Annotated in this window: 12 protein-coding genes; 4 read left to right on the forward strand and 8 right to left on the reverse strand. The window is 70.6% G+C overall.

Annotated features, from left to right (window positions below):
- Window positions 1–420 precede the first annotated feature (420 nt).
- The 5 genes from ACIP79_RS26060 to ACIP79_RS26080 all read right to left on the reverse strand — a co-directional run bounded on the left by ACIP79_RS26060 (window position 421) and on the right by ACIP79_RS26080 (window position 5,628).
- On the reverse strand, window positions 421–900 hold the full coding sequence (locus ACIP79_RS26060; protein ID WP_401227042.1) for a hypothetical protein: 480 nt from the start codon (window positions 898–900) through the stop codon (window positions 421–423).
- 50 nt (window positions 901–950) lie between these two features.
- Window positions 951–1,862 carry a hypothetical protein gene (locus tag ACIP79_RS26065; RefSeq protein WP_401227044.1) on the reverse strand — a complete coding sequence of 304 codons (912 nt, stop codon included), beginning with the start codon at window positions 1,860–1,862 and terminating at the stop codon, window positions 951–953.
- A gap of 103 nt (window positions 1,863–1,965) precedes the next feature.
- Entirely contained in the window at window positions 1,966–3,180 is a 1,215-nt protein-coding gene (locus ACIP79_RS26070) for a hypothetical protein (RefSeq protein WP_401227046.1), read from the reverse strand.
- A gap of 107 nt (window positions 3,181–3,287) precedes the next feature.
- On the reverse strand, window positions 3,288–4,844 hold the full coding sequence (locus ACIP79_RS26075; protein ID WP_401227048.1) for a serine/threonine-protein kinase: 1,557 nt from the start codon (window positions 4,842–4,844) through the stop codon (window positions 3,288–3,290).
- Between the two features lie 19 nt (window positions 4,845–4,863).
- The gene (locus ACIP79_RS26080) at window positions 4,864–5,628 is read right to left on the reverse strand and encodes a serine/threonine protein kinase (protein WP_401227050.1); all 765 of its coding nucleotides are present in this window, start codon (window positions 5,626–5,628) and stop codon (window positions 4,864–4,866) included.
- Between the two features lie 802 nt (window positions 5,629–6,430).
- Here ACIP79_RS26080 and ACIP79_RS26085 point away from each other — a divergent pair.
- Window positions 6,431–6,751 carry a hypothetical protein gene (locus ACIP79_RS26085; RefSeq protein WP_401227347.1) on the forward strand — a complete coding sequence of 107 codons (321 nt, stop codon included), beginning with the start codon at window positions 6,431–6,433 and terminating at the stop codon, window positions 6,749–6,751.
- Between the two features lie 31 nt (window positions 6,752–6,782).
- Here ACIP79_RS26085 and ACIP79_RS26090 read toward each other — a convergent pair whose 3' ends face one another.
- Window positions 6,783–7,304, reverse strand: coding sequence for a DUF1877 family protein (locus ACIP79_RS26090; RefSeq protein ID WP_401227052.1), 522 nt, complete (start codon window positions 7,302–7,304; stop codon window positions 6,783–6,785).
- An 85-nt stretch (window positions 7,305–7,389) separates the two neighbouring features.
- Entirely contained in the window at window positions 7,390–8,295 is a 906-nt protein-coding gene (locus ACIP79_RS26095; RefSeq protein WP_401227053.1) for an AraC family transcriptional regulator, read from the reverse strand.
- 220 nt (window positions 8,296–8,515) lie between these two features.
- Here ACIP79_RS26095 and ACIP79_RS26100 point away from each other — a divergent pair, with 220 nt between their 5' ends.
- From ACIP79_RS26100 to ACIP79_RS26110, 3 genes are all read left to right on the forward strand, one after another.
- On the forward strand, window positions 8,516–9,076 hold the full coding sequence (locus ACIP79_RS26100; RefSeq protein ID WP_401227055.1) for a quercetin 2,3-dioxygenase: 561 nt from the start codon (window positions 8,516–8,518) through the stop codon (window positions 9,074–9,076).
- A 196-nt stretch (window positions 9,077–9,272) separates the two neighbouring features.
- The gene (locus tag ACIP79_RS26105; RefSeq protein ID WP_401227057.1) at window positions 9,273–10,238 is read left to right on the forward strand and encodes an amidohydrolase family protein; all 966 of its coding nucleotides are present in this window, start codon (window positions 9,273–9,275) and stop codon (window positions 10,236–10,238) included.
- Window positions 10,239–10,256: 18 nt separating this feature from the next.
- Window positions 10,257–11,186, forward strand: coding sequence for an alpha/beta hydrolase fold domain-containing protein (locus ACIP79_RS26110; RefSeq protein ID WP_401227058.1), 930 nt, complete (start codon window positions 10,257–10,259; stop codon window positions 11,184–11,186).
- Between the two features lie 66 nt (window positions 11,187–11,252).
- Here the strand turns inward: ACIP79_RS26110 and ACIP79_RS26115 are convergent, their stop codons facing one another.
- On the reverse strand, window positions 11,253–11,765 hold the full coding sequence (locus tag ACIP79_RS26115) for a MarR family winged helix-turn-helix transcriptional regulator (protein ID WP_401227060.1): 513 nt from the start codon (window positions 11,763–11,765) through the stop codon (window positions 11,253–11,255).
- Window positions 11,766–11,833: the final 68 nt, after the last annotated feature.

An 11,833-nucleotide genomic window follows, 5' to 3' on the forward strand; every position in this document is an offset into this window, starting at 1 on the left:
CCCAGCATCACCACACCCCCCGTCCTCGCCACCCTCAGCAACACCCCCCAACGCGGAGCCCAACTCCACCACCAACTCGCCGCCGCACAGATCGCATCCACCGCATGACAGGCGGTTGAGGTACGCAGGCGTGAAGCCCTGACTCGGCAGCCCGCCGGTCCGGCGCACCCGACCGGGCGTCCTGTTTCGGTCACCTCCGGTCCGCATGCGCTTCGCGTGACAGCAGCCGCGACGCTCATGGCTGGGGGAGAACACGGTCCGACGAACGAACCGTGAGGGACACCGCGTCAGCGCGATGCCCCCCACGGCCTTCTCCAGCCGACCCCATCGCGGGCGGCCTTCGATCCCGGCCGTCCGCGGCCCCGTGGCCGACCCGCTCACCCGTTACGGGTGACCGCTCCAGTCACCGACCAGCCGCCGTCAGCAGTGGTCGACCCAGTTGTGCGAGGAGATGTTGTTCTCGAGGCTCTGGCCGTAACCGCCGCTGTTGAAGAAGTCCTTGAAGCTGAAGATCTCCCGGCCCAGGGACAGGTCCAGCCACATGTCGCCTCGTCCCAGACAGGCCCATGCGCCTTCCTGGTCGATGTCCCAGTAGAGGTTCACCGCGTCGATGCCCTCGTAACCGCGGTTCTCCAGGGACGACGCCCTGTTGCGCATACCACCGCAGTCGATCGCCTCGTCATTGCCGTCCCAGTTGCGGCTGCTGCCCGCCCAGGTGCACTCCGCGCCGCCCCGGTAGGAGTCCACCCAGGCGTGCAGCATGCCGTCCTCCGCGGCGGCGGACGCCGACTGGCTGGAAGCGGTGTCCTTGCCTTCGGCGGCCTGGGCACTCCCGATGGGGAGAGTCATGGCCAGGACCGCTACCGCACCCGCTGCCAGCAGGCGTGTCTTCTTCATCATGCTGTTTCCTTCTCCTTGTGTTCTCATACGCGTGTTCTCATCCGCGTGTTTCATCCGCGTCGGACGATCTGGTGTGCACGGCCCAAGGCCAGGTGTTCGAGCTCGTTCCGGTCCCGGACCTCGACGGCGTACCGGGAGTTGACCTCGTCGCGGTGCACGCGTTCGAGGGTTCGGATCCCTGACGACAGCCCCGAGGAGGCGGCGCACCGCGCCTCCGCCACGGCGGTTTCGACCTCGTCCGCCGGGCGCGCGTCCGGTCCGCGCGCGAAGGCGCGCCGGGACTCCGGAGGGGTGCTGTACGCGTGTCCCGCGGCCCGCATACAGGTGGCCCACCGGGTGACGGCCCGGGTGAAGCGCGCGTCCCCGACGACGGCGGACCGGACTTGCTGTTCGAGCGCCTCGGTCACCTTGCGTGCCCGGTACCACCTCGGCAGATCGGTGTAGAGCGACCGCTGCGCCTCGGCCTCGCATCCCTCGTCGCTGTGCCGGCCCCTTCCCATGCCGGGCACGTCCGCTTCGAGGCCCTTCGGCTCGGCCCCGTTCAGCGCGCTGACCGCCGCGGACCTGCGGGCCGCTGACAGCCCCTTGAAGTAGCGCTGGTTGGGATTCTCGGCGGCCAGGGCGTCCCGGCGCTTCTGGATGCTCCCGCCGTACCCGTTCTCGGCGGCCCAGGCCTCGTCGTCGACGACGTACGGGAACTTCGTGCCGACCCTCGCGGGCAGTTCCTCGGTGACCCAGAACGAGAAGCCCTGTTCGCGCATGCAGTCGCGCACCAACAGGTTCTCGGCCCGTGCCAGGACGGCCCGCTGACTGTCCGTCAGCTCGCGGATCGCGCTGCCCGTCGCCGCCGCGGCCGATGTACGGACGTCGGGAACACCGGAGCCCGTGCACGCCGACAGCACCGCCGCCCCCAGACACAACAGGGCCGCTGCCACCACCGTACGACTGCCCGATCCCGCCATTTCGCTTCCCCCGTCCCGCTGTTCCGACAAGGGGAACGCTAGGCAAGCGGCGACGGCCCGGGTCCTGACGAACGTCAGGAGCACTGGGCGGCGCCGAACAGGTCTACGTCGTGGCACAGACCGGTACGTCGGGCAGCTTGTCGTCCGGGGAGCTGACGTAGATGTTGGACATGTAGCCGCCGTACTGGGGCAGGTACGCCCACCAGTTGTTGGTGTACGGCGGTACGGAGACGGTCTCGCCCTGTTTCTGGCAGCTGATCAGGACCTCCGCCCCGGCGGGCAGCCGTGTCCGGGAGTTCGAGGCGGTGGTCGCCGCGTCGCGGACGTGGACCTGCGATCCCCAGGTGCCGTACCACTTGCCCGTCGGCCTCGTCGCACCGGGCACGTCGAGGCTGCGGGTCAGCCGGCCGATGTCGGTGTAGGCCTTGCCGTAAGAAGTGCCGAGGGGGTGCAGGGTGAGCACGGCGACGATGGCACGGTCGCCGGCGCCGACCGTGCCGGTGGTGTGCAGGGCGGGCTTGGACAACTCCACCTGCGCGTCGGCCCGTTCGGCGGCGCTCGTCCGTGCCGCGCTCCTCGTGCCCGAAGGACCGCAGGTGCCGTCCTCGTACTCGCCCGACCAGCCCTGCTTGACGGCCCAGGGGCGCTCGAAGGCGGCGGCGATGCCGAAGTGCTGGTCGAAGGAGTCCGAGGCGCACCGCGTCGACTGCCGCAGGTTGGTCATGATGAAGTCCCGTACCGGAGCCGGTGACTGCTCCAGGATGTAGCGGTAGATCTTCACCGTGTCGCGGGCCGAGATGGCGCTGTAGCCCCAGAAGCCCTCTTGTCCGGCGGGCGGCCCCTCCGTGTCGCTCAGACCGAGCAGGTCCGCCGTGCGGTCGATGATGGCCGGGCCGCCGTTGACGACCCAGTAGTGGTTCGCCGCGGCGTCGTCGCTGCTGCGGAGCATCGGTTCCAGCCGGGCGCGGTCGGCTGCCGGGATGGTGTAGTCCGGACCACGGTTGGCGAAGAAGTCGAGGGTCAGCAGCAGCTTGACTATGGAGGCCGAGCGGAACTGCGTACTCGCGTTGACCTGTTCGGTGAAGGTCCCCGTCTGCCGGTCGTACACCACGACTCCGGCGGTGACACCGGCCGGGATCTGGACCTGCGCGGCCGTGGTGGACACCGCGCCCCGGGAGCCGGTCGTCGCGCCGCCCGGTGGGGCCGGGGCGGCGGTCGCCGTGGCCGCCGTGACCAGACCGAGCAGCAGGGCGGCCACCGGGAGCAGTGCCCGCCGGGCCCCCGTCGGCCGTCCGCGGATGGATGAGATGTGCCGCATGGGCGTCTTCCCCCTCTTGCGTGCGGTTACGGAACGATCCGCGACGCTATTCGGGATGGTCCCCGTCCGCTCCTGATGTACGTCAGTAGCGGCCGGGGACAGGTCGGTCAGCGGGTGTAGTCCTTGAGGTTGGCGAGGACGGTGTCCACGTAGGGCTGCACGGTCTCCGGCACGCCGCCGGCCTCGATCACCGTCCGGTCGCTGGTGCGGTAACCGGCGGCGATCAGCCCGGGCAGGTTCTCGCGCAGCCCGCTCTGCTTGAACCGCTGGTCGAGCCAGCAGGTGAACACGGACATGGTCGCGATGGCGTCGGGGGGTGACATGTGGTCCTTGTCGCCGTCGCGGTCGCCGTCGACGGCCCATGCCTTGAACACCGCGGGTGTCCACATGGCGATGCCGTGCTCGCCCGTGGCGGGCCGGGAGGCGTTCGGGTCGAAGCCGCTCTCGGCCTTGAGCATCGCGGCCAGCAACGCGGGGGTGACCTCCGCGTCCGTGCACCGCTTCGCCGCGTCGGTGATGATCCGCCGCAGGGCGACGGGCACATCGGAGTCGGCGGGGATGGCTCCGGGCAGGGCGGTGTCGGCGATCGCCGTCCCGGTCGCCGAGGAGCGCGACTTCGCGGGGGTGCCGTCGTCGTCGGAGGGTACGAAGGCCACCAGCAGGCCGGCGACCGACGCACTGACGGCGAGGCCGGCGGCGAGCAGGACCGCCGGACGCCGATGCGGTGGCCGGGGCAGCCGCTCGGCGTGCAACTCCCGCACACGGCTGGCCAGTTCACCCGCGTCCAGGGCGGACCGGGTGGCGTGGTCCGGAGCCAGGCACTCGGCCGTCAGCTTCCGCCAGCCCGGCTCCAGGGAGTCGTCGAGGCGAAGCTGCGCCGATCCGTTGGCATAGGCCTGCGCGGCCAGGGAGCGCGCTCGCGCCGTGCTGCCGGGGAACGGATGGAGCCCGCCCGTCAGCACCTGGTGCGCGAGTACGCCGAAGGCCCAGATGTCGGCTGTCTTGCGGACGGTCGTGCCGTGGACGCCGGTGCGCTCCGACCACCACTCCGGGGGTACGTGGTCGAGCGACCCCAGCGGCGGAACGTACGCGTGGGTGCCCTCTAGTTCGACGGTGAGACCGAAGTCCGCGAGCCACACGGCTCCTTCGGGGCCGAGGAGGATGTTCGCCGGTTTGAGGTCCGCGTGGATCCAGCCGTGGGTGTGCATGTGTGCCAGGCCCGCGGCCACTCCGCCGAGGATGCGCTCGGCGTCCGGTAAAGGCTGCCCGGTGCCGCCCGCCGCGAGGAGATCCTGCAGACTCCCCTCCGCCTGGTCCATCACCAGTGCCGTCATGCCGTCCAGTTCGGGCCGGTCCGGATCCCGCAGGGTGACGACGGCGTGGGTGCGTACGAGGTGGGGGTGGTCCGCCTCCGTGCTGAACCGCGCCTCCTTGCGCGCCAGTTCCTCCATCGACGCGCGCTGTCCCGGGGTCAGCAGGTCGGTGCGCAGGAGCTTGATGGCGACGGCCGGGCCGCCCGCGGCACTGTCGACGACCTTCTCCGCGGCGTACACGCTGCCCCAACTGCCGGAGCCGATCAGGCCGGTGATGCTCCAGTCCGCGATCCGGTACCCCGGTGCCGGGTCGAGTGGCGCTCTGCCGTGGGGGGTGTGGGGGTGGTTCATCCTGGGCGGGCCTTTCGGTTCAGCGTCTGACGGCGGAGGGGAGCATGGCCAGGTGCTCTTCGCGGACCAGGTTGAAGCGCAGCGCGAGACTGACCAGCCGTTCGCGCTTGCCTCCCGCCCGGCCGTGGGAGCCGACCGGCCCTTCCCTCAGCCGTAGCTTGGTGTCGGCGAGATAGTCGATGTGATAGTTGAGCGCGGATCGCGAGAGGTCATGGCAACTCGGCAGCGGTCGCAGTCGTTCGAGGATCTCCCCCACGCCGGGAACGACCGCGCTCGACGGGGAGCGGAGCCGCGGTTCGCACAGGGCCAGCAATACCAGGAAATACTTGGACGAGGGGTTCAGCGAGAAGGGGCTCGTAGTGGGTTCCCCGGCGGGGGTGTCGTCGCAGCCGGGTTCCGCATACGCGTGCTGAGGCGCGAACACCTTGAATTCCATGGGCGTTTCGGCCGGCAGAATTACCCGGGACATCTCGAAGGGCACGGGCGCGCCGATACGGCCGGGTGCGACGCGGATGTGTTCTCCCGCGCCTTCCAGGTTCTCCACGACGTAGGTCGCCGCGGCACTGTAATTGCACAGGCGCCAGTAGTCCTCCACCGCGGTGACCTGTCCGGCGCACCGCGACACCGCCGGATCACGGAGCGGGATGGGCAGGGGCGCTCCGGGCTCCCCGCGTCCGAACTCGGCGCTCTGGCCGGGGCTCAGGCGGACCAGACGTGGTTCGGGCCGGGGGTCGTCCGAGTGGCGGACGGTCACGTCGGGAAGCTGCACAATCACTGTGGTCACTCTGAATATTCCCCAATTCTCAGCGGCTCTTCGGGCATCCGCCGCAGGACGAAAATGGCTGAATGCGCGATGTGTTCAGGTCTGGTCAGGACCTGGACGAGTAGTTTCCCAGAATGTCACCCACTCAAGGGCGGACGGTAGCGGATCACCGGCCGAGAACCCCGGCCACGAGTCGCTCCGCGGTGTCGCGGTCGGCGTGCGCCTCTCGTCAACTCACTTCCGTCACCTCGTCATGGCGGCCGAGGAAACGGAAATCACCCTTCCTCACCTGGTGCAGGAATCCGGCCTTCTCTCCCACGAGTTGGTGACCCGGCCCGCTGATGAACCGGATAGGGCGCGGCCCGCACCGCCGCACGCGGACGCCGACATCACCACGGAACCGAACGCGTCGCGGAGGGCCGTGCGTCTCGGCCCCCGTCGTTCTCGGCCTCGGCCGTGCACCCCACGACAAGCATGGAGCACACCACCGCGGGAAGCCCGTACAGCCGCAACCCACTCACCCGTGCCACCTCCTCACCCCCGCCCGCGGAACGCCACCTCGTACACGTACCGATGCCACACGAACGCCCGCCGGTTCCCACCGTGCCAAGAGCCGTACGGACGGAGAGATCGTAGAGCCTCGTGACACCAACAACCCGTAGCCGCACGGCAGTTGATCGACGAGTACTGGCCATTGGCGGGCCGGCGCCCCAGGCAGAACGTCGCAGGGCACGCCGATATCGCTTGGTGGGTACCGGAGCTCCGCCATAGGGTCACCGACATGTCCCTACGTCTCCGTATGCGTCAAGCCCTGCCCGAAGCGATGCGGGCCCGTGACAAGACCGCCGTCAGTGCACTGCGCGCGACCCTCGCCGCGCTGGACAACGCCGAAGCGGTGCCGGTCGGGGACGCGGAACTCCGCGGCGTGGCCCTGGAGGAGTCACCGGTCGGCGCCGGCGCCACCGAGGCGGCGAGGCGTGAGCTGAGCGAGCGCGAGGCAGCGGACATCGTACGAGCCGAAGCCGCCGAACGCCTGGACGCCGCGGCCCAGTTGCCCTCCCCCGCTCACGCCGACCGAGCCGCCCGGCTCCGCACGGAAGCCGCCGTCCTGCTCGCCTTCCTCGACGACCCCGACCCCACGTAGAACAGCTCCAGCCACTGGACCCCGAACGACCTCAGCAGCTCAGGTACTTGACCATCGCGTCGCCGGCGTCCGCCGCAGTGAGATAGAAGGCCGCGAGGTCGTCCAGGTCGCCGCTGACCTGCCGGGCCCAGTCGTCGTCCCAGGATCTGGAGAAGCCGAGTTCCTGGACCATCCCGGTCATGCGGTGGTGGTTGCCGGACACCCACGCTTCGTACCGAGCGCTGTTCAGGACCCCGGCTGCCGCCGCGACCGCCTCGGGCGTGAGCACGGATACGACGGTGTACTCCTCCACTTCGCCGTCCGGGCTGGTCCACAGGTCTTTCCGTGGCTCACCGCCGAAGACGGGAAGCTCGGCGTTCGAGGTCTGCTCGGGGCAGCTCTCGACAAGTACGCGGTGCAGTACGGAGCAGTGGAACTCCACTCCCGTGACCAGGCCCGTGTCCCACAACTCCGGCTGTTCGCCCCAGTCCGGGACGAGTTCCAGCAGGTCCTGCGGTGACAGCGACGAGACACTCTCGGCAGATGTACGCCGGCAGAACAAGGACACGCTCACGCCCACACTCCGATCGTTCGCCGACCGCACCCCGCGGTCGGCGAACGCAGAATAGAGGCACCCACCGACACCCGGACCCGGCCCGTCAAGGGCTGGTCTGTGCGCGGAACTCGGTCGGGGTCATGCCGGTGTGCTGTCGGAAGAAGGCGCTGAAGACGGTGGGGTAGGTGAAGCCGACGCGTTCGCTGATGGTGGCCGGGGGCAGTGCGGTGTGGATGAGGAGGCGTTTCGCCTCCAGGAGTACCCGTTCGTCGATGAAGCGCTTGGCGCCGCAGCCGAGGGCGGCCCGGGTGGCGCGGGTCAACGTGCGTGGGCTGTAGCCGAGTTGGGCGGCGTAGTCCTCGACCCGGTGGGTCCGGCCGAAGCCCTCCTCCACGGCCTGGTGGAACCTCTGGAACGGCTCGGTGCCACTGGAGTGAGCCTCCCGGCGCGGCTCGGCGAGGTGCGCCAGCCGGATGAGGATCACGGAGAGCAGACCGCGCTGTGTCTCGATGTGCGCCTCCAGTGAGAGGCCGGACAGTGCCTGGTGTTCCTCGCTCAGGGCGTCCAGGAGACGGATCAGGGACGTCTGCGATGCCGGGTCGGGCCTGACGAGGCGGTTCGGGAGGTACTCGCCGTCCCGGATCAGGGCGTCGGTCGCGCTGCCGGGAAAGCCGGTGGGAAACACCAGCACGGTCGCGTCGCCGCCCCCGTGCCCCGCCGGCAGCTGGAACACCTGTCCCGGCCACACCCACAGCCAGTCGCCCGCCCCGAGGACGTAGGAGGTGAAGTCCACCGAGCACTCGAGCCGGCCCCCGTGCACCGCGACGACCAGGTGGAACGCCGGTCGAGCCGGTTCGGTGAGGGGCCGTTTCCGCTCATCGGCGCCCGCGGCGAGTCCCGGCAGGTCGAGGACCTCCAGACCCGGAGGCCTTCCGGGCGTAGGGCGATAGGTGACCGCCGAGATACCGCCCGTCCGGCCGACCGCCGAGAAGTGTCCGTTTTTCTTCATCTCGTGCCCAAGTCTATGCCGACACCCCTCGGCGACGGACCTACGTTGGGCGGAGGAAACCGCACCGCGGGCGAGCCGCGTACGTCCAGGCCGGTTTCCCGCATGCCGTCCGGCAGGCACCCAGCACGGCCCCACGGCCGCCTGCGCCCACGAACCGCGGCGGGCCACCCCGCCAGGGCAGGCCCGGACGAGCACTGTCCCTTGATCAGGAAGGTTCAGGATGACCATCGAGTTCGCGACCCGCTACCGCGAGCGCTCCCACATCCCACCGGAGCCGGGCAAGCCGTACTTCATCGAGAAGGGGATGGGGGACCGCGCCCACCTCTTCACGGACATGTTCACCATCTACGCCGGTGGCGAGCAGACCGAGAACACCTTCAACTTCTTCACCTGCGAGGGGCCCAACGGCGACACCATCCCGGCCCACTCCCACGCGGACACCTACGAGGTCTTCTACATCACCGACGGCGCGGTACGCCTGTTCGTCGAGGACCTCGCGGGCGAACAACACGAGAAGCTGCTCACCTCGGGCGACTTCGGCTTCGTACCGAAGAACTGTCCGCACGCCTACCGCATCGAACGCCACCACAGCAGGATCGTCGGCGTGGCCGCGGGCCCCGGCGGCACCTTCGAGCGGTTCTTCGAGAACCTCGGCACGCCCACCGACGAACACGGCCTGCCCCGAAGGCCGTTCGTCCCGGAGCCGCACAAGTTCGGCACCGTGCCGCGGCAGTACGACGTCAGCTTCCTTCCCGAGCACGAGTGGCGCACCGAGGGCTGACCCCACCGCGTTCCCCAGCCACCGTTCCCCAACCGCCTTTCCCCAGCGGCACGTTCGGCCCTCGGCGGCGCCTTCGGTCCGCCGGGGGGCGCGCCAGGGCGTCACTCGCGGCGCCCGGGTTCCACACCCCCCACCCCTTCTCCGGCGGAGAGACGCTCCTTCCCCTCGCCGGGTCCCCCAGTCAAAGGAAACGCCCGTGCCCTCCGAAGCCCCCGGGTTCCTCGATGTCCACGCGCACTTCGTCGCCGACTCGTACGTCCGGCAGGCCCGCGAGGCCGGGCACGAACTTCCCGACGGCGTCCCGGCCTGGCCGTCCTGGTCGGCGAAGGCCCACCTGGAGCTGATGGACCGCTGCGGCATCGAGACCTCGATGCTGTCGGTCTCCTCCCCCGGCATTCACTTCGGCGACGACACCGCGGCCCGCCGCCTGGCCCGCGAGGTCAACGAGGCCGGCGCCGAGACGGTGCGTGAAAACCCGGGCCGTTTCGGCCTGTTCGCCTCGCTGTCCCTCCCGGACGTCGACGGCGCCCTAGCGGAGATCGCGTACGCCTTCGACACCCTGGCCGCGGACGGCGTGGTCCTGGAGACCAACACCCACGGCACCTATCTCGGCAACCCCCGGCTGGAACCGGTGTGGGCCGAACTGGACCGGCGCGGAGCGGTCGTCTTCCTGCACCCCACCTCACCCGTGTGCTGGGAGCAGTCTGCTCTCGGACGCCCCCGTCCCATGGTCGAGTTCGTCTTCGACACCGCCCGTACGGTGACCGACCTGCTCATGTCGGGCACCCTGGACCGGTACCGCGACCTGACGGTGATCGTGCCGCACTGCGGTGGCGCCCTGCCGGTCCTGGCCGACCGCATCGACGGGTTCATGCGCATGTTCATGCCTCAGGACCAGGAAGGCCCCGGCGCCCTCGACCAGCTCGGCCGTCTGTACTACGACCTGGCCGGCCCGGCCCTGCCGCGTCAACTGCCCGCCCTGCTGAGCCTGGTCGGCGCCGACCGGATCCTGTACGGCAGCGACCACTGCTGGACGCCCGCCGCCGGAGTGGAGGCCCACGTCGCCGGCCTGGACGCGGCCCCGGCGCCCGGCGCCGCCGCGAGTTGGCGCGCCCTCACCACCGAGAACGCCCGCCGCATCCTGCCCCGCGCCAACTTCTGAGACGACGGAGTCCACGACATGACCACGAGCGGACCCGTGCCCTTCCCGGGCGAACTGCTGGCCCCGCCCGATCCGGCCGTCCTGCCCCTCCCTCATCCGGCCGCCCCCGCCGAGGGGGTGCGGCTGCTGCGCGGTGCCGTCTACGCGATACCCGACGGCAGCCGTCCGTCGGCCGTCGACCTGTGGCTGCCCACGGACACCGACGGGCCCGTCCCAGTGGTGGTGTTCGTCCACGGGGGTGCCTGGCGTACGGGCCTGCGTGACGACCTCGGGCCCCGATTCCGGCACTGGGTGCCCGGGCCGTTCGCCCGCATGGCACAGCGGGGCTTCGCCGTCGCCTGCCCCGACTACCGGCTCAGCGGTGAGGCCTCGCACCCCGCCCAGACCGACGACCTGGCCGCCCTGCTCGCGTGGCTGCACACCCGCTCCGGCGAACTCGGGCTCGACACCGCCCGGACCGTCCTGTGGGGCGAGTCCGCCGGGGGACACCTGGCAGCGCTCACGGCGCTGACCCACCACGCCCGTACCGGCACCGCCACCGTCACGGGCTGCGTCACCTGGTACGCCCCCACCGACCTGACCGGGCTCGCCGAGGACCTTCCCGAAGGCGCGTACGACCTCCGCGATCCGGCCTCGTTCGAGGCACTCCTCGTCGGAGGCGCCCTCGCGGGCCGGCCCGAGGCGGCCCGAGACGCCAGCCCGGTCACGCACGTCGGCCCTCAGGCGCCGCCCTTCCTCCTCCTGCACGGCACCGACGACGTCCTGGTCCCGGCGCGGCAGTCGGCACGCCTCGCCGACGCCCTGCGGCAGGCAGGTCACCAGCCGGACCTGCGTCTCCTCACCGGCGGCAACCATCTCTGGCTGGGCCTGTCCGAGGGGGAGGTCGAGGACTGCTTCGACCGGACCCTGGCCTTCGCCCGTCGGTGCACGGCTGACGGGGGCGGCTGAGAGGGAGCGGCTGACCGGCGGCGTCCGGCTCAGGACGAACCCGGGGGCCGCGCCGTTCCCCCGCGATCAGAGGCGGGACTCCACGTCCAGCAGGAGCACACGCAGGACATCGGCCGACTGGCGACGCGTGTCGAGGTCCAACGACCGCAGCAGGTCCGACTCGAACGCGTAGTGCGCCTCCAGATCCCGGTCCAGGTCGGCGACTCCCTCAGGGGTGAGCCGGACCAGGAGGGAGCGTCCGTCGTCCGGAGAGGCCTCGCGGGTGATCCACCCCTCCTGCTCCAGCCGCTTCAGGCGCCCGCTGAGCCCGGCACCCGACACCAGCATGGCCTCCCGCAACCGGCCGGGGGTCAGGGCGTACGGCGGGCCGACGCGCCGCAGTGCCCGCAGGACGTCGAAGTCGCCGACGTTGTTCACGACCATGCCCGCGCGCCGTCGCAGCCGCCGGTTCTGCGCCTCCTCGATGAGCTGGCCCAGGCGCTGGACGCGCGCCAGCACATCGCCCGGCGACACATCCAGGCGCGGGTAGGCCTCCGCCCACTCCCGCGCCGCCGCGTCGATGACATCCGCCTCAGGCATGTAGTTCGCTCCCTTTCCATCCGGCCGTCCAATCCACCCTACAAGCGGCGACTCGTTCATTTGATTCG

Source organism: Streptomyces sp. NPDC088747 (assembly GCF_044751025.1).
Classification (GTDB): Bacteria; Actinomycetota; Actinomycetes; order Streptomycetales; family Streptomycetaceae; genus Streptomyces.

What these genes read in the sequence shown, in the direction of transcription:
- ACIP79_RS26060 (WP_401227042.1), bottom strand. Translation starts at nt 900, where the DNA reads ATGATGAAGAAGACACGCCTGCTGGCAGCGGGTGCGGTAGCGGTCCTG.
- ACIP79_RS26065 (WP_401227044.1), bottom strand. Translation starts at nt 1,862, where the DNA reads ATGGCGGGATCGGGCAGTCGTACGGTGGTGGCAGCGGCCCTGTTGTGT.
- ACIP79_RS26070 (WP_401227046.1), bottom strand. Translation starts at nt 3,180, where the DNA reads ATGCGGCACATCTCATCCATCCGCGGACGGCCGACGGGGGCCCGGCGG.
- ACIP79_RS26075 (WP_401227048.1), bottom strand. Translation starts at nt 4,844, where the DNA reads ATGAACCACCCCCACACCCCCCACGGCAGAGCGCCACTCGACCCGGCA.
- ACIP79_RS26085 (WP_401227347.1), top strand. Translation starts at nt 6,431, where the DNA reads ATGCGGGCCCGTGACAAGACCGCCGTCAGTGCACTGCGCGCGACCCTC.
- ACIP79_RS26095 (WP_401227053.1), bottom strand. Translation starts at nt 8,295, where the DNA reads ATGAAGAAAAACGGACACTTCTCGGCGGTCGGCCGGACGGGCGGTATC.
- ACIP79_RS26100 (WP_401227055.1), top strand. Translation starts at nt 8,516, where the DNA reads ATGACCATCGAGTTCGCGACCCGCTACCGCGAGCGCTCCCACATCCCA.
- ACIP79_RS26110 (WP_401227058.1), top strand. Translation starts at nt 10,257, where the DNA reads ATGACCACGAGCGGACCCGTGCCCTTCCCGGGCGAACTGCTGGCCCCG.
- ACIP79_RS26115 (WP_401227060.1), bottom strand. Translation starts at nt 11,765, where the DNA reads ATGCCTGAGGCGGATGTCATCGACGCGGCGGCGCGGGAGTGGGCGGAG.